Raw genomic sequence first — 25,982 nt, 5'->3', positions numbered from 1 at the left:
GCTGTACAATCCCTCCTCACTATGGACTCCCTCTCCCGTCGGGAGGGGGGAAAATCGTTAACCGTCAGGCCAACTCATGACTACCGATACTCGCTCACTCTACAGCCAGCTTCCTGCGACCGACCGCTTACTGCGCGATGCTGCCTTTGCTTCCCTTCTGGAAAACCACGGTCATTCGCAGGTGGTGGAACAGATCCGCCAGCTTCAGGAGGAGGCCCGCCTGGCTATCCGCGATACCGGCGCGCTTCCGGGCTGGAGTGACGACTGGGCCGGGGAAGTCGCGCGTCGTTTTACCACGGATACACAAAGCGCCATCCGCCCGGTCATTAACCTGACCGGTACGGTGCTGCATACGAATCTTGGGCGAGCCCAGCAGGCGGAAGCCGCCATTGCGGCGGTGACGCAGGTGATGCGCGACCCGGTGACGCTGGAATATGACCTCGACGGTGCCGGGCGCGGCCATCGCGATCGCGCGCTGGCGGATTTACTTTGCCGCCTGACCGGCGCGGAAGATGCCTGCATTGTTAACAATAACGCTGCCGCCGTCCTGCTGATGCTGGCGGCAACGGCGAGCGGCAAAGAGGTTGTCGTCTCGCGCGGCGAGCTGGTGGAAATTGGCGGCGCGTTTCGCATCCCGGACGTGATGCGTCAGGCGGGATGCGAGCTGCATGAAGTCGGAACAACCAACCGCACCCACGCTGAAGATTATCGTCAGGCGGTGAATGACAATACGGGCCTGCTGATGAAGGTGCACACCAGCAACTACAGCATTGAAGGTTTCACCAAAACCGTAGAAGAAGCCGAGCTGGCCGAGATTGGCCGCGAGCTGGATATCCCGGTAGTGGCCGATTTAGGCAGCGGCTCGCTGGTCGATTTAAGCCAGTACGGCCTGCCGAAAGAGCCGATGCCGCAGGAGATGATCGCCGCAGGCGTCAGCCTGGTGAGTTTTTCCGGCGACAAACTGCTGGGTGGCCCGCAGGCGGGGATTATCGTCGGCAAGAAAGCGATGATCGCTCAGCTACAGCAGCATCCGCTCAAGCGCGCGCTGCGTGCCGATAAAATGACGCTGGCAGCGCTGGAGGCGACGCTGCGCCTTTATCTGCATCCTGAACGCCTGGCCGCTGACCTGCCGACGCTGCGTTTGCTTAACCGCCGCGCGGATGAAATCCGCGCGCAGGCTGAACGCTTGTGTGCCTCGCTGACGCAGCGCTACGGTGACGAATTTTCTGTTACGGTGATGGAATGTGCCTCACAAATCGGCAGTGGCTCCTTGCCCGTCGATCGCCTGCCGAGTGCCGCCATCACCTTTACCCCTAAAGACGGGCGAGGTAGTCGCCTTGACGCACTGGCTAACCGCTGGCGCAGCCTGCCGGTGCCGGTTATCGGGCGCATTTACGACGGGCGATTATGGCTCGACCTGCGCTGTCTTGAGGATGAATCACGTTTTCTGGAGATGTTGCTGAAATGATTATTGCCACCGCCGGGCACGTTGACCACGGCAAAACCACGCTGCTTCAGGCGATTACCGGCGTTAATGCCGACCGCCTGCCGGAAGAGAAATCACGCGGGATGACCATCGACCTGGGCTACGCCTACTGGCCGCAGCCCGATGGACGGGTGCTCGGGTTTATCGATGTGCCAGGGCACGAGAAATTTCTCTCTAACATGCTGGCGGGCGTGGGGGGGATCGATCATGCTCTGTTGGTGGTGGCCTGTGACGATGGTGTGATGGCGCAAACGCGCGAACATCTGGCGATTCTGCAACTGACCGGCAAACCGACGCTGACGGTGGCGCTGACTAAAACCGATCGCGTCGATGCGGCGCGCGTGGCGGAGGTGCGTCACGAGATAGACGCTGTACTGCGTGAATACGGTTTTGAAGACGCCACGCTGTTTGAAACCGCTGCCACGCAGGGGCGGGGTATCGATGAATTACGCGCGCATCTGCTGCAACTTCCGGAGCGTGTGAATCCGGAGAATCAGCGTTTTCGTCTGGCGATCGACCGCGCATTTACCGTGAAAGGCGCCGGGCTGGTGGTCACCGGTACTGCGCTTTCCGGCGATGTAAAAGTGGGAGACACGCTGTGGTTGACGGGCGTCGATAAACCGATGCGCGTGCGTGGTATCCACGCGCAAAACCAGGCGACCGAACAGGCGCACGGTGGGCAGCGTATTGCGCTGAATATCGTCGGCGATGCGCAGAAAGAAGAATTGAATCGCGGTGACTGGCTGCTATCGCAGCAACCGCCCGCGCCCGTCGAGCGGGTCATTGTCGCGCTGCATAACCACGTGCCGCTAACCCAATGGCAGCCGCTGCATATTCACCATGCCGCCAGCCACATTACCGGGCGCGTCTCGCTGCTGGAGAACAATCTGGCCGAGCTGGTGCTGGACACGCCGCTGTATCTGGCGGACAACGACCGCCTGGTGCTACGCGATATTTCAGCACGTCTTACTCTTGCCGGCGCGCGCGTGGTGACGCTCAATTCACCGCGTCGCGGAAAGCGTAAAGCCGAATATCTGGCGTGGATTGCCGAACTGGCTACCGCTGAAAACGATGCGCAGGCGCTCTCCATCCATCTGCAACGCGATGCGGTACAGCTCAGTGATTTCGCCTGGGCTCGCCAGCTGAGCGAGCAGGGTTTGCAACAGCTGATTTCCCGGCCGGGCTATATTCTGGCAGGCAACGCGCTGCTGGATGCGCCGCTCGCCGCGCGCTGGCAGTGTAAACTGCTGGATGCGCTGGCGACCTACCACGAGCAGCATAAAGATGAACCGGGGCCAGGCCGTGAACGCCTGCGTCGTATCGCGCTGCCGATGGAAGATGAAGCGCTGGTGCTGACGCTGATTGAGCAGATGCGTGAAAGCGGTGTCGTGGCCAGTCATCACGGTTGGTTGCATCTGCCGGATCACAAAGCCGGGTTTACCGACGAACAGGATGCGGTATGGCAAAAAGCGGCACCGTTGTTTGCTGATGAACCCTGGTGGGTGCGCGATTTAGCGCAGCAAACCGGAACCGATGAGCAACTGATGCGCGCGGTGCTTCGCCAGGCCGCGCAGCAGGGCATGATTACGGCGATCGTCAAAGATCGTTATTACCGTAACGATCGTATCGTCACCTTCGCGAGTATGATCCGCGAACTGGATCAGGAAAAGGGCTCAACCTGTGCCGCAGATTTCCGCGATAAACTCAACGTCGGGCGTAAGCTGGCGATTCAGATTCTGGAATATTTTAACCGTATTGGATTTACCCGCCGCCGGGGAAATGACCATTTATTACGCGATGCGTTACTTTTCCCGGACAATAAAAGTAACGATTAATTTAAATATTAAATGAATTAATACAAATTTTATATTGATTAATATTGGATGTGCAGAAATAACGCATCCAATATTTTTTAATTACAAAAATAGAATATGGATCATACTTTTTATTTTATCCATCCCGTACTCTTGCCGCCAATTTTTCATTAATTAAGGAACGATCATGGCAGCATCCACTTTTTATATTCCTTCAGTGAATGTTATTGGCGCTGACTCATTAAATGGCGCAATGGATACCATGCGCGACTACGGCTATCGTCGCGCATTAATTGTAACGGATGCGATTCTGAATAAATTGGGTATGGCGAGCGATGTGCAAAAAGGGCTGGCCGCACGCGATATTTTCAGCGTGATTTATGATGGCGTACAGCCGAACCCGACCACAGCGAACGTCAACGCGGGCCTGAAAATTCTCCAGGAAAATAATTGTGACTGCGTCATTTCTTTAGGCGGCGGTTCTCCGCACGACTGCGCGAAAGGTATTGCGCTGGTGGCTTCCAACGGTGGCAAAATTAGCGATTACGAAGGCGTTGACCGTTCGGCTAAACCACAGCTGCCGATGATTGCCATTAACACCACCGCAGGCACCGCGTCTGAAATGACTCGCTTCTGCATCATCACTGATGAGGCGCGTCATATTAAAATGGCGATTGTTGATAAACACGTGACGCCAATTCTGTCCGTGAATGACTCCTCCCTGATGACCGGCATGCCGAAATCGCTGACCGCTGCCACCGGGATGGATGCACTGACCCATGCTATCGAAGCCTATGTGTCTATCGCAGCTACTCCAATTACCGACACCTGCGCGCTGAAAGCGATCACCATGATTGCCGAAAACCTGAGCATTGCCGTAGCGGATGGCGCGAACGCGGAAGCACGCGAAGCAATGGCTTACGCGCAGTTCCTGGCGGGAATGGCGTTTAACAACGCGTCTCTCGGCTATGTTCACGCGATGGCGCACCAGCTGGGTGGTTTCTATGACCTGCCGCACGGTGTCTGCAACGCCGTCCTGCTGCCGCACGTGCAGGCATTCAACAGCAAAGTAGCCGCCGCGCGTCTGCGTGACTGCGCACAGGCAATGAACGTAAACGTTGCAGGTCTGAGCGATGAACAGGGCGCGAAAGCCTGCATCGACGCTATCTGCAAACTGGCGCGCGAAGTCAACATTCCGGCGGGCCTGCGTGATCTGAACGTGAAAGAAGAAGATATCCCGGTTCTGGCAACCAACGCCCTGAAAGATGCCTGCGGTTTCACTAACCCGATTCAGGCGACGCACGACGAAATTATGGCGATTTACCGCGCCGCAATGTAATTCGTGACCGTTGTCGTAAACCTATGAACGGCTGGCGAAAAAAACGCCAGCCGCGTCTACCCTTGTAAGACTACAACAGCAAGGAGAGACGGCGATGACTAACAATCCCCCTTCAGCCCGCATTCAACCGGGCGAATACGGTTTTCCCCTTAAGCTTAAACCTCGCTATGACAACTTTATCGGCGGCGATTGGGTTGCGCCCGTCGACGGCGAGTATTACCAGAATTTGACGCCGGTGACCGGGCAGCTGCTTTGTGAAGTGGCCTCATCCGGCAAGCGTGATATCGACCTGGCATTAGATGCTGCGCATAAAGCCAAAGATAAATGGGCGCAGATGTCCGTGCAGGATCGTGCGGGGATCTTGCTGAAAATTGCCGATCGTATGGAGCAAAACCTCGATCTGCTGGCGACAGCGGAAACCTGGGATAACGGTAAACCGATCCGCGAAACCAGCGCAGCCGATGTGCCGCTGGCGATTGACCATTTCCGCTACTTTGCCTCGTGCATCCGTGCACAAGAGGGCGGCATCAGTGAAGTGGATAAAGATACCGTGGCGTATCACTTCCATGAACCATTGGGCGTGGTCGCGCAAATTATCCCATGGAATTTCCCGCTGCTGATGGCGAGCTGGAAAATGGCCCCGGCGCTGGCCGCAGGCAACTGCATCGTGCTAAAACCGGCGCGATTGACCCCGCTTTCGGTGCTGCTGCTGATGGAAATCATCGGTGACTTACTGCCGCCTGGCGTCATCAACGTGGTGAACGGCGCGGGTGGGGAAATTGGCGAATATCTGGCGACCTCTAAACGCATCGCGAAAGTTGCCTTCACCGGCTCGACTGAAGTCGGCCAGCAAATCATGCAATACGCGACCCAAAACATCATTCCGGTGACGCTGGAGCTGGGCGGGAAATCGCCGAATATCTTCTTTGCCGATGTGATGGATGAAGAGGACGCGTTCTTTGATAAAGCGCTGGAAGGTTTTGCGCTCTTTGCGTTCAACCAGGGTGAAGTGTGTACCTGTCCAAGCCGTGCGCTGGTGCATGAATCGATCTACGATCGCTTTATGGAGCGGGCGATTCGCCGGGTGGAAAGCATCCGCAGCGGCAACCCACTGGACGCCGTGACGCAGATGGGCGCGCAGGTGTCGCACGGGCAGATGGAGACCATCCTCAACTACATCGACATCGGCAAGAAAGAGGGCGCGGACGTGCTGACCGGTGGGCGACGCAAACGCCTCGACGGCGAGCTTCACGACGGCTATTACCTGGAGCCGACGATTCTGTTTGGCCAGAACAGCATGCGTGTTTTCCAGGAGGAGATCTTCGGTCCGGTGCTGGCGGTCACCACCTTTAAAACCACCGAAGAAGCGCTGGCACTGGCTAACGATACTCAGTATGGCCTGGGCGCGGGCGTCTGGAGCCGCAACGGCAATCTGGCATACAAAATGGGGCGCGGTATTCAGGCCGGGCGCGTCTGGACCAACTGCTATCACGCCTATCCTGCGCACGCGGCATTTGGCGGCTATAAGCAGTCGGGCATTGGCCGCGAGACCCACAAGATGATGCTGGAGCATTATCAGCAAACCAAATGCCTGCTGGTAAGCTACTCGGACAAACCGCTCGGTCTGTTCTGATTATCCTGCGTTAACGGCCCGGCGGTACTTCACTGCCGGGTCTGTTGTATATGAAAACCCATATGGCATTATATAAATTAGATGTTTGCCTGATATCTAATAACTCCTCTACTATTTCCCATCCCCCGATTATTTATTTTAATCTCTGAGGATTTATGTTTCTTAATTATTTCGCACTGGGAGTGCTGATATTTGTATTCCTGGTAATTTTCTATGGGATTATCATCTTACATGATATTCCCTATTTGATTGCTAAAAAACGCAATCATCCCCACGCTGACGCCATTCATGTTGCGGGCTGGGTGAGTCTTTTTACGCTGCATGTTATCTGGCCTTTCCTGTGGATTTGGGCAACGTTATACCGTCCTGAACGCGGTTGGGGAATGCAAACCCCTGATTCGTCGCTTATCCAGCTTCAGGAGCGCGTGGCTGGGCTGGAGAAACAACTGGCTGAGGCGAAGGCTTCCTCAGCGGAGTAATAGTTATGGATTTATTGATCATCCTGACCTATGTGGCTTTCGCATGGGCGCTGTTTAAAATATTCAAAATTCCCGTTAATAAATGGACCATTCCGACGGCGGCATTGGGCGGTATATTTATTGTCAGCGGTTTAATTCTGCTTATGAATTATAACCATCCTTATACCTTTAAAGCGCAAAAAGCGGTGGTATCTATTCCCGTTGTTCCGCTGGTTACCGGTGTGGTAACGGAGGTCACGGACAAGAAAAATACCCTGATTAAAAAAGGTGAGGTGTTATTTAAGCTTGATCCGACTCGCTATCAGGCGCGCGTAGACCGCCTGAAGGCCGATATTGTGACGGCAGAGCACAAGCAACAGGCGCTGGTGGCGCAGCTCGATGAGATGATGGCCAACACCCAGCAGGCGAAAGCGACGCGTGACAAGCTGGCGAAAGATTATCAGCGCTATCTTCAGGGCAGCCAGGCCAAAGTAAACCCGTTCTCAGAACGCGATATTGACGCGGCGCGGCAAAACTATCTGGCGCAGGAAGCCTCAGTTAAGTCATCTGCGGCAGAGCAGAAACAGATCCAGAGCGAGCTGGATAGCATGGTGCTGGGCGAGCATTCTCAAATCGCCAGCCTGAAAGCACAGCTTGCGGAAGCACAGTTTAACCTGGATCAAACGGTTGTTCGCGCGCCCAGCGACGGTTACATCACGCAGGTTCTGATTCGACCGGGAACCTACGCCGCCGCGCTGCCGCTGCGCCCGGTGATGGTCTTTATTCCTGACCAAAAACGGCAGATTATTGCCCAGTTCCGCCAGAACTCTTTGCTGAGGCTGGAGCCAGGCGATGAGGCTGAAGTGGTGTTCAATGCGCTGCCGGGCCAGGTTTTCAGCGGCAAACTGGCGGCCATCAGCCCGGCGGTTCCCGGCGGAACGTATCAATCCACGGGCGTGTTGCAGTCGCTGAATACGACGCCGGGCTCGGAAGGGGTGATTGCGACGATTGAACTGGACGAAAATGCTGACCTCAGCGCGCTACCCGACGGTATTTACGCGCAGGCGGCGGTCTACTCCGACCATTTCAGTCATGTATCGGTGATGCGCAAAGTGCTGCTGCGAATGACCAGCTGGGTGCATTACCTCTATCTCGACCACTAATTATCGTTTGAAGGCACTTGCTGTGACGGCAACAGACGCGTCACAGCAAGCTGCTTACGTATTTCACTGAGCATGGCATCCAGAATAAACTGCACCCGCCACGGCTGATATTCGCGTTTGCGGAAGATAGCCACCAGATCCAACCACCACTCCTGCTGATCGGGGAAACAGGCTACCAGCGTACCCGCCTGCATATCATTTCTGACGCTCTCTTTGGGGGCAAATACAATACCAAGATCGTTACGCGCCAGCTCCAGCGCAGACTGCGTATTATCGCAAACGTAATTACCTTTCACCCGATAATCGACGGATGATTTATTTTCTCCGGCGCTGAATCGCCAGATATTTGACTCACCAATCATCATCGAATCAATCAAAATACACGAATGCTGCACCAGTTCTTCCGGGCCATGAATCGGATGTTTATTGAGATAATTGGGGCTGGCAAACGCGGTAACGGAATATTTTGTAATAAAACTGGCGACTAATGATTCATCTTTCGGTTGCGCGTAAGTAATTAAGACATCGCAATCGTCCGGGAACTCGACACCATCATAAAATGCTTTGGGTTCCAGATTGTACGTTTTAAGCGAAAAGGTAATATCACCAATATCCACAATATTTGCGATGACATTCTTTGCCAGATAAGCGACTATCCCGGTAGGGGCGTAAACAGTCACCCGACCACGTTTCTCATGCTTATAGTCAGCAATGAAATTGTTAAGCTGCTCGTGTCTATCGAGCATGTCATTGATGTAGGGAAGTAAGGCCGTACCGAAAGGTGTAAGGGTCAGTTTTCGGGGTGAACGGTCAAAAACTTTAAGCCCAACTTTTGATTCAAAATCAGCAAGATACTTACTGACGTTGGCCTGTGCAATGCCAAGAATTGTGGCGGCATGGCTGATATTTTCACTGGCCGCGATGACCGAGATAATCTTCAGCTCCCGGGGCTTAAGTTGTAAATTATTCATCGCTAAACCTAATATATATATGATTTTATATATTACTATATAAATATGAACATTGCATTGATGAATTTGTAAACATTATTATTCTCGCGCTTTATTTTCCTATTTTAAAATGGACAGCCGGGAATGTTAAATACACGCAATGTTACGGCGCTGATTGCTTTGTCGTTTATGGCAACTGCAACAGCGTCTGAATTATCTATTGGTGCGGGGGCGGTATATAATGAATCACCGTACCGTGGTTATAATGAAAATACCCATGTCGTGCCGCTAATCAGTTATGAGGGCGAATCCTTATATATTCGCCAGACAACCTTAGGTTACATCCTTTCAAAGAGTGAAAAGAACGAAATCAGCATCACTGCATCATGGATGCCGCTGGAATTTTCTCCATCGGATAACGACGATCATGCGATGAGCCGTCTGGATAAGCGTGACAGCACTGCGATGGCGGGCGCCGCGTGGTATCACCACGAAAAATGGGGCAGTCTGAAGGTCTCCGCCGCGACCGATATTCTGGATAACAGCGACGGCTGGGTAGCAGAGATGTCGCTCTTTCGCGTGATGCCGCTCGGTAAACTGACCCTCACGCCTTCTGCGGGTGTGCTCTATTACGATAAAAACTTTAACGACTACTACTACGGCATCTCATCGGGGGAATCGCACCGTAGCGGGCTCTCGTCATATTCTCCGGACGACAGCTGGACGCCATACATTGGCATCGGCGCGAAATATCCTTTAACGAAGAACATCATTTTGCAGGCGAGCGCGATGTACAGCGTGCTGCCGGATGACATTAAAAACAGCCCGATGGTCGATCGTGACGACAGTTTTACCTTCCTGACTGGCGCGAGCTGGCATTTCTGATAAGCGCATTAACCCGGCAGTATGTTGCCGGGTTAATACTGTGTTTTGCGAAGAGATTCGCATTCTTAGCTACCTATTACACGCTTCCCTGCTTTTCTTTTCGAGCCACTTTCCTGAAGCAAAATCTCCTGGCTGCATCACGTTTGGCGCTGCGATATTGTGATGGAGGACATAGGTATGGTGTGTATTGTGTGTATAATTAAAAAAGGGCAAGGATGTGAAGAGCGCGGAGGTTATTGCAATCCTGAAACAGCACGGCTGGGTACATGTTCGTACCCGGGGAAGCCATCAGCAGTTTCATCATCCCAGCCGAGCGGGGCTGGTCACTGTACCGCATCCTCGCAAAGATATTAAACCGGGAACCCTGGCCCAGATTTGCCGCCAGGCCGGGATAAAAATGTAAATCACCAGGAGTTTTTATGTTCTATCCGGCTTATATACACACCGACCCCGATGGCAGCAGCAGTGGTTTTTTCCCTGATGTACCGGGTTGTTATTTCGCGGGGGATTCTCTTGATGACACTTTTCAGGATGCGCGAGGGGCGTTGGTTGCGCATTTTGAAGCGCTTTGTGAGCTTAATAAAGAATTGCCCTTACCGGGTTCTGTGGAGACGCATTTGGCTTGTGATCCACAAAACTATACTGGCGGGCAATGGTTGCTCGTCGACATCAATATGAATCAGTTTGAGGGCAGAGCCGAGCGGATTAACATCACTATGCCGAAACGGCTTCTGCAAAAGATTGACTCGTTTGTTCGTAACAATCCTGACTATGCCAACAGAAGCGCGTTTCTGGCTGAAGCTGCACGGCGAGTGTTGCCGGGTTAATCCAGTGTTTTCACCTCAAGCGGGCGGAAACGGCTGTAGATCCACAGCCCCAGACAAGCGACGGAACCCAGGAATGCGGTAAAGAGAACAGTAACGAACAGGGCGCTAACTATCGCAGCCGGAAGCGCGAGAATGCCATGTACCGGCTGATTGTTCCATTTCACCATATCGGCGCCAAAGATCCCCATTACGCCGCACACCACCGCAAAGATTTGCAGCGGGATACCCAGACCTATCAGCATCAGCCGATAGATGGATGACGGTTTGATACGCTTCAGAGTGACGTCGGTGCTGCTGTCCTTGCTCATTTTTATTTTCTCATGGGAAGGTAAGGTGGCGTGATTATATCATGAGGAAATAAGCCTGACCCGGCAAACACCTGTCGTGCTGCCGGGTGGTTAATTAGTTACTGCCCGTAATACGCCTTCGCCCCATGCTTACGCAGATAATGCTTATCAAGCAGCGTATTTTGCATTTCCGGCAACTGTGGTGCGAGCTGGCGGGAGAACAGCCCCATATACGCACACTCTTCCAGCACCACGGCATTGTGTACCGCATCGGCGGCGTTTTTTCCCCAGGCAAACGGGCCGTGAGAATGTACCAGTACGGCCGGTACCTGCATTGGATTTAGCTCGCGCTCCTCGAAGGTTTTAATGATGACTTCACCGGTTTGATATTCGTATTCGCCGTTGATTTCAGCGTCGGTCATCAGCCGTGTACAGGGGATGGCACCGTAAAAATAGTCGGCATGCGTGGTGCCCCATGCCGGGAGATCCAGCCCGGCCTGTGACCAAATCGTGGCGTGGCGCGAGTGGGTATGCACAATACCGCCAATCTCTGCGTAACGACGGTAGAGCGCCAGATGCGTCGGCGTATCGGAAGAGGGTTTTTTGCTGCCTTCAACGACCTGACCCGTGGCGATATCCACCACCACCATATCCTGCGCACTCATCACGTCGTATTCAACGCCGGAGGGTTTAATCACCATCAGTTTACGCGTTTCATCCACCGCGCTGACGTTGCCCCATGTGAAGGTCACCAGTTGATGCGCAGGCAGCGCCAGATTTGCTGCCAGCACTTCGGCTTTCAGTTGTTCTAACATGTGAATCCTCCTTCCTGCATGCGTGCTTCAATCCAGCGGCGCGCCTGAATAATTTCCAGTACCGGCTCTTTGGCTTTTTCCGTCCACATCTCAATCAGGAAGGCGCCGCGATAGTTGAGTTTTTGTAAGGTGTTAAAGACGCCGACAAAATCCACGCACCCTTCGCCAAACGGCACATCGCGAAACTGGCCTGGGCTTTGCTCGGTAACCGGTTGAGTATCTTTCAGGTGAATCGCGGCGATGCGGTCAATGCCTAACGCCAGTTCAGCAGGCACGTCGTTGCCCCAGGCGCTCAGGTTGCCGACGTCCGGGTAGACGCTGAACCACGGGGAAGAGAGCATCTCATCCCATTTCTTCCACTTGCTGATGGAGTTCATAAACGCGGTGTCCATGATCTCCACCGCCAGCATCACTTGTGCGGCGGCGGCTTGCTCTACCGCCCACGCCAGCCCTTCGGCGAAGCGTTGCTGCGTACCTTCATCATGATCTTCGTAGTAAACGTCATAGCCCGCGAGCTGGATGGTGCGAATGCCGAGGTCGCGCGCCAGTTTGATGGCTTTGGTCATGATCTCGCGCGCACGCTCGCGCACATTTTCATCGCGGCTGCCAAATGGAAAACGACGATGCGCAGACAGGCACATTGATGGAATCGCGACGCCGGTTTCCAGCATCGCTTCTACCAGCGAGGCGCGTTGTGCGGTGCTCCAGTCGAGGCGGGATAAACGTTCATCGGTTTCATCGACGGACATCTCGACAAAATCAAAGCCGCAGCTTTTTGCCAGTACCAGCCTTTCTGGCCAGGTGAGATCTTTCGCCAGCGCTTTCTCATAAATACCTAACGGGTGACGACGCATTATTTCTCTCCCCAGATAGCGTGGATCTGCGCGTGGAATTCCGCCGCGACCTGTGCAGGATTCGCCGCGCCAGCCAGCGCTCGCCCGGCAATAAAGGCCTTGGCGTTGACCTCTTTAAACAGCGCCAGGTCAGCGGGTGTCACACCGCCGGTGATGGAGAGTTCCAGCCCGATATCGGAGAGCGCTTTCATACGTGACAGGTCTGCTTCGCCCCACTGTTGCCCGCTGGCCTGCGCATCGCGCCCGCGATGGTAGATGGCCTGACGGATACCGGCGGCGTACCAGGCGCGAGCGTCGTCCAGCGTCCAGTTGCCGAACAGCTCAATCTGAATTTCGGCATTGTGTTGCTGTGCCACTTCATGGCCTTTAATGACGGTCGCCAGCGGGGCGGCGCAAATAATGGTCATCCAGTTTGCACCCGCGTTGAATGCCTGCTGTGCCAGGGTTTCGCCGGCGTCCGCGACCTTCCAGTCGGCAACAATGATTTTATCGGGGCACTGTTCGCGCAGCGCGCGAACGGCGTTCAGGCCTTCGGTCAGGCAGAGAATGGTTCCGGCTTCGACGATATCCACATGGTCGCGCAGCAGCGCCACGTCGTGCTGGGCGGCCTGCAGGCTGGTGTGGTCGAGCGCCAGTTGTAACAGAGGGATGCTCATGCGTTGTACTCCTTGATGCGGGCATGGAAGCCCTGAAGGGCTTCAATAAGAAATTGATAGTGCTGATATTTTTTCTGATAGGCCGTGTGAGCTGCGGCGTCGGGCTTCAACGTGCGGATGGTTAGCTGACGGGCGTGTTGCGCGGCGTGGAAATCGACGAAAAGGCCTGTTCCCACCTGCGCGGCCAGCGCGGCGCCAAAACATCCTGTCTCTTCCACTTGCGGCAGTTCGACCGTCAGGCCGCTGACGTCGGCGAGCATTTGCATCCAGACATCGGAGTGGGCCGGGCCGCCGGTGACACGCAGGGCGTGAACATTGGTGAAGCGCTCGCGCATCCGGTTGAGATGGGTCATGTGGCAGAACACCACTCCTTCGTAAACGGCCTGAAGCAGATGCGCACGAGTGTGTAATGACTGCATCCCGTAAAAGCCGCTGGTCATCTCCAGCCCGGCGTTACTGCCGTAGAGGAAAGGCAGGAAAAAGAGGCCGCTTCCCGCTTTGGGCAGACTGGCGACGGACTGATTTATCTCATCAAAAGAGATATCGCCCCATTGCGCCGTCAGCCATTCCAGATTGCCGGATGACGTGGGGCTGGCTTCGTGAACGATGTATTCGCCGTTATTCACATAGCGGCCATAAACATAAGGGTGTGGTTCATGGTCGCGTAGCCCCTGGGTAATACCGCTGGTCACCGCCCAGGTGCCCATCACGGCGTTAAGCGTGTGTTCATCTTCAAGGCCCGCGCAGAGTGCGGTGGAAACCACGTCAAACAAACCGCCAACAACGGGTGTTCCCGCAGCCAGACCGGTAAGAGCGGCCGCCTGAGGCGTGATTTCCCCGCAAATTTCTGCTGAGCCGATGACAGGAGGCAGCGCGTTGTCAATTTCACTGATACCCAGCCAGCGCGTGAGCTGTGGGTCGTAACGCCCGCTGTTCATGTTGTAGAGGTTGGATTCAGAGATATTGCTCTCTTCCGCGCCTTTCACGCCGGTAAGGCACCAGCGCAGAAAATCGTGGCCCATCATCACGCAGCCGATTTGTGCATAACGCTGCGGCTCGTTCTCTTTTAGCCAGCGCAGCAGCGAAACGGGGTGCCCGGTCCATAAGGTCTGGCGGGTGTGCGGGTAGAGTTTTTCTGGGATGCCATCCTGCTGCCAGCGACGGACGATCTCCAGCGCCCGGCGGTCGGAAGACAGTATGGCGTTACCGAGCGGTTTATCGTTTTTATCAAGAGGAAACAGCCCCTTACCCTGAGCGGAAATGCCTACGCCTTGCACCTGATGGGGGCTAATACCACTGTTTTGTATTAGCCGACGAAGGGTGTCGGCGCAGGCCTGCCAGAGCGACGGCATATCCCGCTCGGCATAACCCGGTTTTGGGCTGAGCGTTTGAAGCGACTGGCGCTCCACGCGGAACTCCTCTCCCTGGCGGTTATACAACCCGGCTTTCAGATAAGTACCGCCACAATCGATACCCAGCCAGAAGGTTTCTTTATCACTCATCTTTCTTTCCCGTGTGCTGACGCGCCCGGTGAAAAGTGCTCACCGGGCGAATTTCTTATGCTGCGTGTTTGCGTGGTGTGACGGCTTTCGTTGGTGCTGCGCCGGCATCGCATTTCGCTGGCAGCAGCAGGGCCATAAGTGCCGCCAGTGCCAGAGATATCGCCAGGCAGTAAACGCCCGCGTCTTTGCTGTAGAGGGTAATCAGTACGCCGACTGCGTAAGGGCCGCAGAAGCCGCCGAGGTTACCGAGGGCGTTAATCACGCCGCGTGCGCCACCGGCCATTTCGGCGCTGAACAGGCGGGCCGGAATGGTCCAGAACACACCCGCTGCGGATTGCAGGAAGAAACCACAGCCAACCAGAGCGGCATAGGCCAGCCAGACGTTCTCTTTCAGGGCGACAGAAAGGAACATGCAGAGCGCGAAACCAATCAGCGGCAAAGAGACGAACAGCTTACGTTTGCCGGTTTTGTCCGACAGCGAGGAGAAAAGGAACATCCCGGCAATAGCGCCGACATAAGGCAGAATCGCCAGCATCCCCACCTGACCCATGCTGGAGTGGGTTAACTCTTTGAGAATGGTTGGCAGCCAGAGGGTGTAGCCGTAAATCCCGGTCTGATAGAAGAAGTTGAGCGCGATAAGTTGCCACATGGTTTTATCGGAAAGCACCGCGCTGAGTGAAGCATTACGCACTTCTGTGCCGGCGATAGCTTGTTGTTCTGCCGCCAGCGTTTTCACCAGCCAGTTTTTCTCGGCTTCGCTTATCCAGCGCGCTTCCTGCGGCCGGTCATAGACCGTCAGCGACCACAGCACCAGGACGACGATAGAGAGCAGGCCTTCAATGATAAACAGCCAGCGCCAGTCGAGCACCGTGATGATCCAACCTGACAGCGGGGCCGTGATAATTCCGGCGATAGGGACGAACATAATGACAATCGCGTTCGCACGCCCACGCTCGGCATCCGGGAACCAGTTGCTGATCATGGTGAGTACCACCGGCAGCATGCCGCCTTCTGCCACACCGAGTAAGAAGCGCAGAACCAGTAATTGATACTGGTTGGTGATCACGCCGGTGAGAACGGAAATAACAGCCCATGCCACCAGTGACCAGCCGATAAATTTCTTACCGCTACCGTGAACGGCAATTTTGCCGCCGGGAACCTGCAAAAAGAGATAACCAATAAAGAATATCCCGCCCGCCAGCCCTGCCATAGTGGCGGAAATACCAAGTTCTTCATCCATACCGCCTGGCATAGCAAAGGCGATATTGACGCGGTCCATATAGGAAATAATACAGGCAATCAGAATCGGTGGAATAATTCTGAGCCAGCGCTGGTGTGGTATTACTGTAGGTACAGATGATGAATTATTCATAATAATGTTCTCTTAAAGAGGATAAGTATTTTTATTATTAGATTTTCTGTAACTGGCTTATGCCGTCGCGCAGTATTTCTACGCGGTGATTAACGGAGGCATTAGCATTAATTTCCAGTAATTTGATACCGGAAAATTGTAAGGTTGCAGGCCCCGCCGCATTAAAGAGTGATTTGGCGTGTTCTGCGGTCATTAAACTGTCCGGGCAGAAGGGCGCAAACGGTGCGTGCAGATCCTGCCACTCGCCATATTCACCCTCAAGCGTGGTGCCGGAGAACATCAGCGCGCGCAGTTTCCCGGCCTGTTTGGCCATCACCGTATGCTCGAGCGGTAAAGCGGTATTGCGGCCTTCAATGGCGGAACGCGCCCAGTTGATGCAGACGCCAACGTCGCGGTCAGAGAGCACCTCCAGTACATTTTCCAGTGGAAGAAAGCCTTTGCGCGGTGCAGCGGAAGTCATCGCATCGCAATGTTCCAGCACCAGTTCGCACGGCCAGTCCCAGGCTGTAATCTCGTTGATTGAGCGGGCAAAAGCGTCTGTAGCCTGTTGGACGTTCCCGTTTCCTGCCTGCGGTGCAGCCTGCATTTCCAGCGCGATAACTTTGCCGGGGTGCGCCTTATTTACTGCCGTAATTTTATTGAGCAGATGGCGATAATACGCCACGCACTGCTGGCGCTGCTCTTCATCGGCAGAGGCCAGGCCAAAGGCACCATTTCCCCCACGACGGCGCATGGTTTCCATGACGGCAGTGACCACGATTTGCCACTCACCAGGCGTGTGTTTTAACAACCATTCATCGCCAAAAGGATGCAGATTTTCCAGGCACGGTTGTTCCAGCCCGCGAATATGCGGCGTGTCGACAAGCTGCTTCCAGAATTCAGCTTCCTGCTCTTCACTTTGCTGGTGGAATGACGGCGCGCAGGGATACGCGCCGATAATATAACCGGCGTTATGAGTATTCATTTTTCACTCCTGAAAATTGAGTTCGTTAATTCAGTGCCGACACCGCGACTTTAACCACAATTTTCCTGATTGGCGTTGCCCCGTTTTTATTACACGCCGGGCGATGGACGTCTTGCGGGAAAAATATAGCGTAGCTTCCGGGAACCATTTCAATAAACGATTCATTCTCGCTGTGGTGATAAAAAATAATGTCGCGCTGTTCAAGAAGTTCTTCGCTCACCTCATTATTACCGGTGTCGATGGCAATACCGATTTTCTCTTCTCCCCACGCCAGAAACTGAATATCCAGGTAGCGGCGATGTACTTCGGGGCGATTTTCATGTGGTTCGCGCGTGGTTAAATCGATGACCTGCGCGAAAATGGTCTTGCCATCGATTTCTACCACGCCCGGCGACAGCTGGCTGAAATCGGTCGTGCGCAGGAAATTGAGCGCTTTTTCAATCGCTGCCGGAAGCCGGCAGGGATTAGGTTGAGAAATATGACCAAAAATCATGGCGCATCTCCTTACAGGGCTTTAATTTTCGCCCACACGCTGTCGTCAACGGTAATGCCGTTGCGGCGGTTTTCTTCAAGAAGTCGGGTAAATTCATGGCCCGGCAGACGTATCGCGACGTTTTCATCCGCGCGTTCGGCGCTGGTGATGTAATCCATGATGCGTTGCAGTTTGGCGTCGCGCGTTTCGCCGTCGATCAGTTTGTCGACTTCAATAGCGATGAAAATCTGCGAGATACCGTATTCATCGCTGTTGTCTTCGGTGACTTCGGCAACGGATGCGCCGTTAGAGAGCAGGGTGGCAATCATATCCAGCACGATAGAGAGGCCGGAACCTTTCCAGTAACCCATCGGCAGAATGCGACGGTTTTTCTCAATCACGCCCGGTTCTTTGGTGAGATTGCCTTCATCGTCAAAGCCGCCATCGACCGGTAGCTGGCGACCCGCCAGACGATTCACTTCCAGCATGCCGTAAGAGAACATCGACATCGACATATCCACCATGGTGATCGGCGTGGAAGGAATCGCGACGATCAGCGGGTTGGTGCCGATGTTGCACTCTTTCGCGCCCCAGGAGGGCATCACCGCGATGGAGTTCGTCCAGCAAATGCCGATATAGCCTTTCTCCGCTGCCTGCCAGCCGTAGCTGCCGCCGCGCATCCAGTGATTAGCGTTGCGTACCGCAACCAGCCCAATACCGTGATCGGAAGCCAGGTCAATGGCGCGATCCATCATCTTTTTCGCCGTCAGGTTGCCGATGGATCGCTGCGCGTCCCACTGTTCAATTGCGCCAAGGCTGGTAATGCGCTCAGGTAAGGCATCGGGAATGATGTCGCCGTTTTCCAGTTGTTGGATAAAGCGCGGGAAGCGGTTGACGCCGTGTGAATAGACGCCTGACTCGGTGGTGCGGGCGAACATGTCGGCACAGGCTTCTGCCGTATCTGCCGCCACGCCACGCGCCAGCAGGACGCGGGTGAACTCATTTTTCAGGTCTGCAAAGCTAACTAACATACGTCATCTCCAGTACATCTTGCTCGATTTTTCATCAGCGCAAGCATCCGTTTGGAAGCTGTTTCTGGGTGCTTGTTGATCTGTATATTTCACATTGCGAAATCTGATTTCAAATATAGCGATCGTTTTTTAACAAAGCAATCTGTTCCATATTTTTCAAAACACCGTAAAATCAAGTGATTACAAATTTTCTGTCCAGATCGTGAACTGAGCCACACTTTGCGCTACCATCAGAGCGCGATAAAAACGGGAGCAGCGGCATGAGCGATAAAGAGAGTGAAATGACGTCGGAGAAAGAGCGGCCAGCAGGAAGCCAGAGCCTGTTTCGTGGGTTGATGCTGATTGAAATCTTAAGTAACTATCCCAACGGTTGCCCGCTGGCGCATTTGTCTGAGCTGGCTGGGTTAAACAAGAGTACCGTTCACCGCCTGCTGCAAGGTTTGCAATCGTGCGGTTATGTGACGCCCGCGCCTGCCGCCGGAAGCTATCGGCTGACCACTAAATTTATCGCCGTCGGGCAAAAAGCGCTCTCGTCGCTTAATATCATTCACGTTGCCGCGCCGCATCTTGAGGCGCTGAACCTCGCGACGGGTGAGACGGTGAACTTCTCCAGCCGTGAAGACGACCACGCGATTTTGATCTATAAGCTGGAACCGACTACCGGGATGCTGCGTACGCGTGCCTATATCGGCCAGCACATGCCGCTCTACTGCTCCGCGATGGGCAAAATTTACATGGCGTTTGGCCATGCGGATTACGTCGAAAGCTACTGGGAAAGCCACAAGGAACAAATCCAGCCGCTGACCCGCAATACCATTACCGGCCTGCCGGCGATGTACGATGAGCTGGCGCAAATTCGCGAAAGCAGCATGGCGATGGACCGGGAAGAGAATGAGTTAGGCGTATCCTGTATTGCGGTACCGGTGTTTGATATTCATGGTCGTGTTCCTTACGCCATCTCGATTTCGCTCTCGACGTCGCGCCTTAAACAGGTAGGCGAGAAAAACCTGCTGAAGCCGCTGCGTGAAACGGCGCTGGCTATTTCTAACGAACTCGGTTTTAGCGTTCGCAGCTAGCGTTTCAGGCATACCGCCAGATCCTCTCTGGCGTCTGACAAAAAACACGCCTTTCCCGCGCGGGATCAAGGCGTGCCTGCCATCCGCTCTGGCACTCTTAAGGCTGGAGCCCCGGATGGAGTGGAGAATGAACCCATTTATTGTTGCGGATGCGCAGAAGTGCATCGGTTGCCGTACCTGTGAAGTGGCCTGCGTGGTGTCGCATCAGGCGGAACAGGATTGCGCAGCCGTGTCGCGTGAAGCTTTCCTTCCCCGCATTCAGGTGGTGAAAGGCGATACGTTCTCGTCCGCCGTGGCGTGTCATCAGTGCGAAGATGCGCCGTGCATGAACGTGTGCCCAACGGGGGCGATTCGCCGTGAAAAAGAGTACATTTCCGTTGAACAGCAGCGTTGTATTGGCTGTAAAAGCTGTATGGTGGCGTGCCCGTTTGGCGCGATGCGTGTGGTGGTACAGAATGCGCGGCCCCAGGCGATTAAGTGCGATTTATGTCAGCATCGCGCGCAGGGGCCAGCGTGTGTGGAGGCGTGTCCGACATCGGCATTACGCTGTGTGGATACGAGTAAGATTGGCATCAAGGCTCTGTTTGCCTGAAGCGGTCAGATGCAGTTACTTTCCTGCCACGCGCGTTCCACTTCTTCCGCCAGAATTTTCACGCCCGCTTCAATTTTATCCGGCTCCGGCACGTAGTTCATACGCATGCACTGGTGTGTATGCGGCCACGGTTTTTCCAGACCCGGGAAGAAGTAGTCGCCCGGCACCATCAACACGCCGCGTTTTTTCAGGCGCTGGTACAGCAGTTCGGTGGTGATCGGCAAATCTTTAAACCACAGCCAGAGGAAAATCGCCCCTTCGGGTTTGTGAATTAAACAGCGTTCTTCCGGCAAATAGCGGCGAATGATCGCGATCGTCTCCTGAACACGCTGATAGTAGAACGGTTTAATCACCGTTTCTGAAAGCTTAAGCAGGTCGCGGCGTTTGATCATTTCGCACATCATCGCCGGGCCCATTCCGCCAGGCGCAAGGCTGATAATGCCGTTCATGTTGCTGATGGCGGTGATGATCTCTTCGTTGGCGATGATAATCCCGCAACGGCTGCCCGGCAGGCCGAGCTTGGAGAGGCTCATGCACAGCACAATGTTCGGGTTCCATAGCGGGCGCGCTTCGCTGAAGATAATGCCCGGGAACGGCAGGCCGTAGGCGTTATCAATCACCAGCGGAATGCCGTGTTGATTCGCCAGTGCATCCAGACGCAGCACTTCCTCATCGGTGATGACGTTGCCGGTCGGGTTGGTTGGGCGCGAGACGCAAATCATGCCCGTTTCGTCGTTGATCGGCAGGCGATCAAAATCGACGTGATATTTAAACTGGCCGTCTGGCAGCAGCTCGATATTGGGGCGCGTAGAGACGAACAGTTCATCTTCCAGGCCGGAATCGGCATAGCCGATATACTCCGGCGTCAGCGGGAACAGCACCTTGCGGGTGGTGCCATCGGCACGGCGACCGGCGAAGAGATTGAACAAGTAGAAAAACGCGCTCTGGCTGCCGTTTGTCAGTGCAATGTTCTGCGGTTCAATATCCCAACCTAATTCTTCGCGCAGCATTTCTGCCAGCGCCGCGAGTAGCTCACTTTTCCCCTGAGGACCGTCGTAATTACATAGCGCATCCGTGGCTTTACCGCTTTCAAGCATATCCGCCAACAGGTTTTTGAAGTACGTATTCATCTGGGGGATTTGCGCGGGGTTACCGCCGCCGAGCATGATTGCGCCGGGAGTGCGCAGGCCATCGTTCAGGTCTTCCATCAGGCGCGTAATGCCTGAATGGCGGGCGAATTTATCGCCGAAAAGTGAAAATTTCATCGCGGATCATCGACTGCTATTGCTGTAAAGAGGCTCACCATAACGCCACCGCCCGCGCGGTGCAAATGGCTTAATGACAGGTGCGTCGGAATAACCACCTGCGATTATCTACGTATGCGGAGCTTTATGTTGCGGTGGCCCGCTCTGCGTAGAACGGGCCAAATAGCGGATTTTTAGCGATTCCCGGCCCAGATAACCATCACGCTATCGTCACCGTTTTGCCGCACAAAACCATAGCCCTGTGGGAGCGTCAGCGTCGTCTGTTTGCCTGCGCCCACCGCCGGGTGGTGCGCGCGGAACTGGCCTAAACGCTGCCAGTGCGCGACGCTGGCGGCCGATTTCCCGCTGACATCCTGCCAGTTCATCTCTGAGCGCGTACCCTGAAGCGGGTCAGAGCCGGTTGGGCCAAACGGACGATTCGACTCGTCGCCATAGAAAATCTGCACTGCGCCGGGGGCCAGCAGCAGAAGCTCGGCGGCGTTGTTACCTTTCTCGCGGAACAGGCTGGTGTCGTGCGATGAAAGGTAGCTCAGCACGTTGAACGACTGTAATTTGTCGGCCATCTGTTGCCAGGTGAGATCGATATTCGCCAGGCAATCTGCCGCCTTCGCCGCCTGGTCCTGATAATCGAAGTTAATCATCGCGTCAAAGCCGTGACGGTAATAGTCGCTCTCCATCACGCCGTGGCCCCAGGCTTCGCCGGTCATCCAGAAGGGGGCGTTATCCAGCGCTTTGTCCGGGTTGGCTTTTTTCCACTCGGCCAGCGCCTGGCTGGATTGCGTCTTCAGTTGCTGCCAGCCCGCCATTTCTACATGTTTGGCGGTGTCCACGCGGAAACCGTCGATGCCGTAATCGCGCACCCATTGGCTCAGCCAGTGAGTGAGGTAATCGCGCGGCGTGAAGTCGGCCAGCGCTTTGGCCTGCGTATCGGGTTTATGGGCATAGAAATTGGGCAGGCCCACGGCGGCGGCGGATTCGGTTTTTAAATCTGGCAGGAAAGCCAGAGACATGGTGAGATCGTCAAAACCGGGGCTGTCGTAGTCGCCGATATCGGTGCGGATCCAGCCTTTCCCCCACCATTTTTCCCATGCGGCTTTATCGCTGAAGTTGATGTAATCGTTAAAGCTATGCCAGGTTTGACCTGGGCCCGGCGTCCAGTCTGTCCAGTTCTTCCCGAGCGTTTTTTCGATGTCGCTACCTTCCAGATAGAGCGCGCCAAACTGGAACTGCTGCATATCGGCGAGCGTGGCATAGCCCGTGTGGTTCATCACCACGTCAAACAGAATGCGCATGCCGCGCTGATGGGCGCCCTCAACCAGATTACGCAGGTCGTTTTCGTCGCCCATATTGGCGTCGAGTTTTGTCCAGTCCTGGGTGTAGTAGCCGTGATAGGCGTAGTGGGGGAAATCGCCCTTGGTACCGCCGCCGACCCAGCCGTGAATTTGCTCCAGCGGCGAGCTAATCCACAGCGCGTTAACGCCCAACTGTTGCAGGTAATCCAGCTTGCTGGTGAGCCCTTTCAGGTCACCGCCGTGGAAAGTGCCTATCTCCTGCATACCATCTTTGCGGCGGCCATAGCTGTTGTCGTTACCCGGATCGCCATTAACAAAACGGTCGGTCAGCACGAAATAGACCGTAGCGTTGTGCCAGCTAAAGGGGGCCGGTTTGGTGGTGTCTGCACTTTCCAGCAGCAACAGGCCATTACTTTCTGGTGCCGGTTGCAGAGTGATTTTTCCCTGTTTTACCTGCGCCGTTTGGCCGCTGTAGAAATCCCGCACGTTGCTGCCTTCGGCAAAGGTCTGGCTGACGTCAAGGGTTAACGGTTTACCATCCCAGCGCGGACACTGACGAATCGCTGTCTGTACGCTGTTGGTTTGCGCTGCGCTTTGTACCGAAATCGACAGCGTCGGCGTGCCGGATCGAGTGTCTATCTCCAGTTGATAATTGCCGTCGCGGAAGATGCGCCACTGCGGTGCGTCGCCTTTGCAGGGCTCCAGCGACAGCATCTGATTAAGCTTAATGCCTGCGGCAGGCTGCCAGCACTGTTGGTCAAAATTTAACGTCAGGGGGCGAGTACCCTTCGTGAGTGTTTTTTGGCTGACGAATTTGCCGGTACCTTCGGGAGTAAATGCCGGGAAGTCATTCACTGTCCAGGCGGCGAAGGCGTAGGTCGGAAGCAGTAGCGGTACAAGCGCAGCGAGTTTCATGTCGGGTCCTGTCGCGGTTTTTTTCAACAGTGTGGCAGCAATTGACCGCGCAAGCCTCATCCTCTCAGGGGGAGGATAAAAAGGGGTGAGTGACGGGCGTCAAAATTCAGTAAAAAGTGCGATAACCGTATCATTTCCAATGATTACTATTATGCGTACGGTTTTTGTCCATGGCAAAGTTGTGCCATTGTTTTAGGACAAGGACTATTCAACAGGGTGCGTAGGCGGGCTATTTTTGGTATGATTTGAGATTCAACTCTCAATTTCGAGACAAAAATAAGGTGTTGGAATGATTAAATCCGACCAGGAGACCTAATGATATCGACTCCCATTCGACGATATGGGGCAGCGATACTTATGTTACTCACCATGATTTTTTCTGGTGGGGTGTTAGCGAAAACTCACACAGTAACAGAGCATCATAAAGCCTCAGTTAAAAAGGTTAGTAGTACTAAGGTTAGCAGTAAACAAGAGTATTCTCGCAATAGTGTAAAGAGCAGTTCACTTCCTGATTTGCGAAAATACCCTTCCGGAACCCCAAGGAAAAGAGCGTTTCTCCGGACGGTAATGCCTTATATTACAAGCCAAAATGCAGCAATCACTGCCGATCGTAACTGGCTGGTTTCAAAGCAGTACGAAGGCCGCTGGTCGCCGTCTGAGCGTGCGCGTTTGAAAGACATCACCACGCGCTATAAGGTGAAGTGGAACGGTAACACCCGCAAGGTGCCGTGGAATTCACTGCTTGAACGTGTCGACATCATCCCTGGCAGCATGGTGGCGACCATGGCTGCGGCAGAGAGTGGTTGGGGGACGTCAAAACTGGCACGCGCCAACAACAATCTGTTCGGGATGAAGTGTGGTTCCGGTAAGTGTAAAAATGGTTCCGGTAAAGTGAATGGCTACTCGCACTTTGACTCTGTCAAAGCGTCTGTCCAGGCCTACGCGATGAACCTGAATACCCATCCGGCGTACTCGTCATTCCGTAAGTCTCGCGCGCAGTTGCGTAAGACGGACCAGGAAGTCACCGCCAGCGCGATGATTCATAAGCTGAAGGGTTATTCCACCAAAGGTTCGAGCTACAACAACTATCTGTTCGCGATGTACCAGGATAACCAGCGTCTGATTGCGGCGCATATGTAATCCTCATCTGGAATGCTAAAGGGAGCGAAAGCTCCCTCAGATTGCTGACAACGTGCGCTTTGTTCTTGCCGGATGCGGCGTAAACGCCTTATCCGGCCTACAAAGTCATGCAAATTCAATATATTGCAGAAACCTTGTAGGCCTGATAAGCGTAGCGCATCAGGCAATGTTGCGTTTGTCATCAGTTTCAGGGAGCGAAAGCTCCCTTTTTACGCCCCTAACAATGCATGCTCCAGCATATCCAGAAACGGCCTTAATCCCCCTGGCTGATACTCCCGCGACAAATACATACCATAAATTCCCAGCCTGGCCGGTTCATACTCTGCCAGCAGCGCTACCACACTTCCTTTTGCCAATGCTTCCCTGGCTTCCATTTCCGGCACCATCGCAATACCACAGCCTGCTACGGCCGCATCCAGTAACACCGTTGAAATCGTGGCGCTGAAATTACCGCTGATATTGACCGATACCTCTGTTTCTTCGGCAGTGGTAAAGTGCCAGCTCTGCCCGGCGAAACGGCTGTAGTGCAGGCAGTTATGATGGGCGAGATCGGCAGGCGTTTGCGGCGTACCGTAGCGGGCCAGATAATCCGGTGCGGCGCAAAGCACTGAACGGCATTCACCCAGGCGGCGAGCAATGGTGCCAGGCTCCGGGTTATTGGTAATGCGCACAGCCACGTCAATGCGCTCGCTCACCAGGTTCACCGGATGGTTGTTCACATCCAGTTCCAGGCGTAGCGCCGGATAACGATTCAGAAATTCGGTGACAATCGGCCCAATGATGCAGGTAGCCGTCAGGTGCGCACAGGCTACGCGCAGCACACCGGAGGGTTCATCCTGCTGATTGCGCAGCTCAATTTCCTGGGCGAGCTGAATCAGATGGCGCGTCTTAAGCAAAATCTCTTCGCCAGCTGGCGTCAGCGTCAGGCGGCGCGAAGTACGATGAATCAGGCGCGCGCCCGCCCACTGTTCCATCTGTTCCAGATAGCGGCTGACCATAGGCCGCGAAATCCCCAGCGCGCGTGATGCGGCGCTCAGGCTGCCCAGTTCGCAGATGCGATTAAATACGCGTGCGGCGGTGACTCTATCCATGAACGGCTCCAGCTGATCGTTTTATGAAACCAAGCATATCGGTTTTCGGGAATTCTGACAGGTGGGGAAATCCGTAAAATGGACGGTCTCACACATAACAACA

At 54.5% G+C, this 25,982-nt stretch carries 25 protein-coding genes; 12 read left to right on the top strand and 13 right to left on the bottom strand.

Annotation, left to right across the window (positions count from 1 at the left end; translation table 11 throughout):
* Positions 1–76 precede the first annotated feature (76 nt).
* The 6 genes from selA (at position 77) to ACWWFX_RS05540 (ending at position 7,893) form a co-directional block, all read left to right on the top strand.
* Positions 77–1,468, top strand: coding sequence for an L-seryl-tRNA(Sec) selenium transferase (gene selA / locus ACWWFX_RS05565; protein WP_473223382.1), 1,392 nt, complete (start codon positions 77–79; stop codon positions 1,466–1,468).
* A complete protein-coding gene (gene selB, locus ACWWFX_RS05560; RefSeq protein ID WP_473223381.1) occupies positions 1,465–3,321 on the top strand; it encodes a selenocysteine-specific translation elongation factor in 1,857 nt (618 codons plus the stop codon). Before selA ends, selB begins: the two co-directional genes overlap by 4 nt.
* A 166-nt stretch (positions 3,322–3,487) precedes the next feature.
* Positions 3,488–4,639 carry an L-threonine dehydrogenase gene (gene yiaY / locus ACWWFX_RS05555; RefSeq protein WP_473223380.1) on the top strand — a complete coding sequence of 384 codons (1,152 nt, stop codon included), beginning with the start codon at positions 3,488–3,490 and terminating at the stop codon, positions 4,637–4,639.
* 94 nt (positions 4,640–4,733) lie between these two features.
* Positions 4,734–6,272, top strand: a complete 1,539-nt coding sequence (aldB, locus tag ACWWFX_RS05550) for an aldehyde dehydrogenase AldB (protein ID WP_473223379.1) — start codon at positions 4,734–4,736, stop codon at positions 6,270–6,272.
* A gap of 155 nt (positions 6,273–6,427) precedes the next feature.
* Positions 6,428–6,751 carry a DUF3302 domain-containing protein gene (locus ACWWFX_RS05545; RefSeq protein ID WP_276219051.1) on the top strand — a complete coding sequence of 108 codons (324 nt, stop codon included), beginning with the start codon at positions 6,428–6,430 and terminating at the stop codon, positions 6,749–6,751.
* A 5-nt stretch (positions 6,752–6,756) separates the two neighbouring features.
* Entirely contained in the window at positions 6,757–7,893 is a 1,137-nt protein-coding gene (locus ACWWFX_RS05540; protein WP_015962511.1) for an HlyD family secretion protein, read from the top strand.
* Here ACWWFX_RS05540 and ACWWFX_RS05535 read toward each other — a convergent pair.
* A complete protein-coding gene (locus ACWWFX_RS05535) occupies positions 7,890–8,864 on the bottom strand; it encodes a LysR family transcriptional regulator (RefSeq protein ID WP_276219049.1) in 975 nt (324 codons plus the stop codon). The two genes, ACWWFX_RS05540 and ACWWFX_RS05535, sit on opposite strands and share 4 nt — an antisense overlap.
* 123 nt (positions 8,865–8,987) lie before the next feature.
* Here ACWWFX_RS05535 and ACWWFX_RS05530 point away from each other — a divergent pair, with 123 nt between their 5' ends.
* The 3 genes from ACWWFX_RS05530 to ACWWFX_RS05520 all read left to right on the top strand — a co-directional run bounded on the left by ACWWFX_RS05530 (position 8,988) and on the right by ACWWFX_RS05520 (position 10,555).
* Entirely contained in the window at positions 8,988–9,728 is a 741-nt protein-coding gene (locus tag ACWWFX_RS05530; RefSeq protein WP_473223378.1) for a MipA/OmpV family protein, read from the top strand.
* Positions 9,729–9,945: 217 nt separating this feature from the next.
* Positions 9,946–10,131, top strand: a complete 186-nt coding sequence (locus ACWWFX_RS05525; RefSeq protein ID WP_015962514.1) for a type II toxin-antitoxin system HicA family toxin — start codon at positions 9,946–9,948, stop codon at positions 10,129–10,131.
* 16 nt (positions 10,132–10,147) lie between these two features.
* Positions 10,148–10,555 (top strand): type II toxin-antitoxin system HicB family antitoxin, encoded by a 408-nt coding sequence (locus ACWWFX_RS05520; RefSeq protein WP_108476491.1) that lies wholly within the window; start codon positions 10,148–10,150, stop codon positions 10,553–10,555.
* On the opposite strand, the gene ACWWFX_RS05515 is transcribed toward ACWWFX_RS05520, so the two are convergent.
* From ACWWFX_RS05515 to yiaK, 9 genes are all read right to left on the bottom strand, one after another.
* Positions 10,552–10,863: a hypothetical protein gene (locus ACWWFX_RS05515; protein WP_473223377.1), complete on the bottom strand. Its 312-nt coding sequence runs from the start codon at positions 10,861–10,863 to the stop codon at positions 10,552–10,554. The genes ACWWFX_RS05520 and ACWWFX_RS05515 overlap by 4 nt on opposite strands.
* Before the next feature lie 98 nt (positions 10,864–10,961).
* A complete protein-coding gene (gene araD, locus ACWWFX_RS05510) occupies positions 10,962–11,657 on the bottom strand; it encodes an L-ribulose-5-phosphate 4-epimerase (RefSeq protein ID WP_276219042.1) in 696 nt (231 codons plus the stop codon).
* A complete protein-coding gene (locus ACWWFX_RS05505; RefSeq protein WP_231825936.1) occupies positions 11,651–12,511 on the bottom strand; it encodes an L-ribulose-5-phosphate 3-epimerase in 861 nt (286 codons plus the stop codon). Before ACWWFX_RS05505 ends, araD begins: the two co-directional genes overlap by 7 nt.
* Positions 12,511–13,167 (bottom strand): 3-keto-L-gulonate-6-phosphate decarboxylase UlaD, encoded by a 657-nt coding sequence (gene ulaD, locus ACWWFX_RS05500; RefSeq protein ID WP_456146850.1) that lies wholly within the window; start codon positions 13,165–13,167, stop codon positions 12,511–12,513. The genes ACWWFX_RS05505 and ulaD overlap by 1 nt, the downstream gene beginning before the upstream one ends.
* On the bottom strand, positions 13,164–14,669 hold the full coding sequence (locus ACWWFX_RS05495; RefSeq protein ID WP_473223376.1) for an FGGY-family carbohydrate kinase: 1,506 nt from the start codon (positions 14,667–14,669) through the stop codon (positions 13,164–13,166). Before ACWWFX_RS05495 ends, ulaD begins: the two co-directional genes overlap by 4 nt.
* Positions 14,670–14,724: 55 nt before the next feature.
* Entirely contained in the window at positions 14,725–16,041 is a 1,317-nt protein-coding gene (locus tag ACWWFX_RS05490; RefSeq protein WP_473223375.1) for an MFS transporter, read from the bottom strand.
* Between the two features lie 37 nt (positions 16,042–16,078).
* Complete coding sequence (locus tag ACWWFX_RS05485; RefSeq protein ID WP_473223374.1) at positions 16,079–17,005, bottom strand: DUF4862 family protein; 927 nt, start codon at positions 17,003–17,005, stop codon at positions 16,079–16,081.
* Between the two features lie 25 nt (positions 17,006–17,030).
* On the bottom strand, positions 17,031–17,498 hold the full coding sequence (locus tag ACWWFX_RS05480) for a YhcH/YjgK/YiaL family protein (protein ID WP_276219032.1): 468 nt from the start codon (positions 17,496–17,498) through the stop codon (positions 17,031–17,033).
* Between the two features lie 11 nt (positions 17,499–17,509).
* Complete coding sequence (gene yiaK / locus ACWWFX_RS05475) at positions 17,510–18,508, bottom strand: 3-dehydro-L-gulonate 2-dehydrogenase (protein ID WP_456146853.1); 999 nt, start codon at positions 18,506–18,508, stop codon at positions 17,510–17,512.
* Positions 18,509–18,768: 260 nt separating this feature from the next.
* On the opposite strand from yiaK, the gene yiaJ reads away from it, so the two are divergent.
* Together yiaJ and ACWWFX_RS05465 are read left to right on the top strand one after the other, a co-directional pair.
* Positions 18,769–19,584, top strand: a complete 816-nt coding sequence (yiaJ, locus tag ACWWFX_RS05470; RefSeq protein WP_108476478.1) for an IclR family transcriptional regulator YiaJ — start codon at positions 18,769–18,771, stop codon at positions 19,582–19,584.
* 127 nt (positions 19,585–19,711) lie between these two features.
* Complete coding sequence (locus tag ACWWFX_RS05465; RefSeq protein ID WP_276219026.1) at positions 19,712–20,176, top strand: 4Fe-4S binding protein; 465 nt, start codon at positions 19,712–19,714, stop codon at positions 20,174–20,176.
* Between the two features lie 5 nt (positions 20,177–20,181).
* On the opposite strand, the gene avtA is transcribed toward ACWWFX_RS05465, so the two are convergent.
* Together avtA and ACWWFX_RS05455 are read right to left on the bottom strand one after the other, a co-directional pair.
* A complete protein-coding gene (avtA, locus tag ACWWFX_RS05460; protein ID WP_253897268.1) occupies positions 20,182–21,441 on the bottom strand; it encodes a valine--pyruvate transaminase in 1,260 nt (419 codons plus the stop codon).
* A 173-nt stretch (positions 21,442–21,614) separates the two neighbouring features.
* Complete coding sequence (locus tag ACWWFX_RS05455) at positions 21,615–23,648, bottom strand: alpha-amylase (RefSeq protein ID WP_473223373.1); 2,034 nt, start codon at positions 23,646–23,648, stop codon at positions 21,615–21,617.
* A gap of 315 nt (positions 23,649–23,963) precedes the next feature.
* Here ACWWFX_RS05455 and ACWWFX_RS05450 point away from each other — a divergent pair, with 315 nt between their 5' ends.
* Positions 23,964–24,788 carry a protein bax gene (locus ACWWFX_RS05450; protein ID WP_149463653.1) on the top strand — a complete coding sequence of 275 codons (825 nt, stop codon included), beginning with the start codon at positions 23,964–23,966 and terminating at the stop codon, positions 24,786–24,788.
* Between the two features lie 209 nt (positions 24,789–24,997).
* Here ACWWFX_RS05450 and ACWWFX_RS05445 read toward each other — a convergent pair whose 3' ends face one another.
* On the bottom strand, positions 24,998–25,879 hold the full coding sequence (locus tag ACWWFX_RS05445; RefSeq protein ID WP_473223372.1) for a LysR family transcriptional regulator: 882 nt from the start codon (positions 25,877–25,879) through the stop codon (positions 24,998–25,000).
* Between the last annotated feature and the right edge of the window lie 103 nt (positions 25,880–25,982).

Source organism: Pseudocitrobacter sp. 2023LY-00077 (genome assembly GCF_055796175.1).
Note: the sequence above shows the minus strand (reverse complement) of the source record. Positions and strands in the feature narration are given on the sequence as shown.

Bases quoted from the DNA above. Each gene is read 5' to 3' on its own strand.
- selA (WP_473223382.1), top strand. From the start codon at position 77: ATGACTACCGATACTCGCTCACTCTACAGCCAGCTTCCTGCGACCGAC.
- selB (WP_473223381.1), top strand. From the start codon at position 1,465: ATGATTATTGCCACCGCCGGGCACGTTGACCACGGCAAAACCACGCTG.
- yiaY (WP_473223380.1), top strand. From the start codon at position 3,488: ATGGCAGCATCCACTTTTTATATTCCTTCAGTGAATGTTATTGGCGCT.
- aldB (WP_473223379.1), top strand. From the start codon at position 4,734: ATGACTAACAATCCCCCTTCAGCCCGCATTCAACCGGGCGAATACGGT.
- ACWWFX_RS05545 (WP_276219051.1), top strand. From the start codon at position 6,428: ATGTTTCTTAATTATTTCGCACTGGGAGTGCTGATATTTGTATTCCTG.
- ACWWFX_RS05540 (WP_015962511.1), top strand. From the start codon at position 6,757: ATGGATTTATTGATCATCCTGACCTATGTGGCTTTCGCATGGGCGCTG.
- ACWWFX_RS05535 (WP_276219049.1), bottom strand. From the start codon at position 8,864: ATGAATAATTTACAACTTAAGCCCCGGGAGCTGAAGATTATCTCGGTC.
- ACWWFX_RS05530 (WP_473223378.1), top strand. From the start codon at position 8,988: ATGTTAAATACACGCAATGTTACGGCGCTGATTGCTTTGTCGTTTATG.
- ACWWFX_RS05520 (WP_108476491.1), top strand. From the start codon at position 10,148: ATGTTCTATCCGGCTTATATACACACCGACCCCGATGGCAGCAGCAGT.
- ACWWFX_RS05515 (WP_473223377.1), bottom strand. From the start codon at position 10,863: ATGAGCAAGGACAGCAGCACCGACGTCACTCTGAAGCGTATCAAACCG.
- araD (WP_276219042.1), bottom strand. From the start codon at position 11,657: ATGTTAGAACAACTGAAAGCCGAAGTGCTGGCAGCAAATCTGGCGCTG.
- ACWWFX_RS05505 (WP_231825936.1), bottom strand. From the start codon at position 12,511: ATGCGTCGTCACCCGTTAGGTATTTATGAGAAAGCGCTGGCGAAAGAT.
- ulaD (WP_456146850.1), bottom strand. From the start codon at position 13,167: ATGAGCATCCCTCTGTTACAACTGGCGCTCGACCACACCAGCCTGCAG.
- ACWWFX_RS05495 (WP_473223376.1), bottom strand. From the start codon at position 14,669: ATGAGTGATAAAGAAACCTTCTGGCTGGGTATCGATTGTGGCGGTACT.
- ACWWFX_RS05490 (WP_473223375.1), bottom strand. From the start codon at position 16,041: ATGAATAATTCATCATCTGTACCTACAGTAATACCACACCAGCGCTGG.
- ACWWFX_RS05485 (WP_473223374.1), bottom strand. From the start codon at position 17,005: ATGAATACTCATAACGCCGGTTATATTATCGGCGCGTATCCCTGCGCG.
- ACWWFX_RS05480 (WP_276219032.1), bottom strand. From the start codon at position 17,498: ATGATTTTTGGTCATATTTCTCAACCTAATCCCTGCCGGCTTCCGGCA.
- yiaK (WP_456146853.1), bottom strand. From the start codon at position 18,508: ATGTTAGTTAGCTTTGCAGACCTGAAAAATGAGTTCACCCGCGTCCTG.
- yiaJ (WP_108476478.1), top strand. From the start codon at position 18,769: ATGAGCGATAAAGAGAGTGAAATGACGTCGGAGAAAGAGCGGCCAGCA.
- ACWWFX_RS05465 (WP_276219026.1), top strand. From the start codon at position 19,712: ATGAACCCATTTATTGTTGCGGATGCGCAGAAGTGCATCGGTTGCCGT.
- avtA (WP_253897268.1), bottom strand. From the start codon at position 21,441: ATGAAATTTTCACTTTTCGGCGATAAATTCGCCCGCCATTCAGGCATT.
- ACWWFX_RS05455 (WP_473223373.1), bottom strand. From the start codon at position 23,648: ATGAAACTCGCTGCGCTTGTACCGCTACTGCTTCCGACCTACGCCTTC.
- ACWWFX_RS05450 (WP_149463653.1), top strand. From the start codon at position 23,964: ATGATATCGACTCCCATTCGACGATATGGGGCAGCGATACTTATGTTA.
- ACWWFX_RS05445 (WP_473223372.1), bottom strand. From the start codon at position 25,879: ATGGATAGAGTCACCGCCGCACGCGTATTTAATCGCATCTGCGAACTG.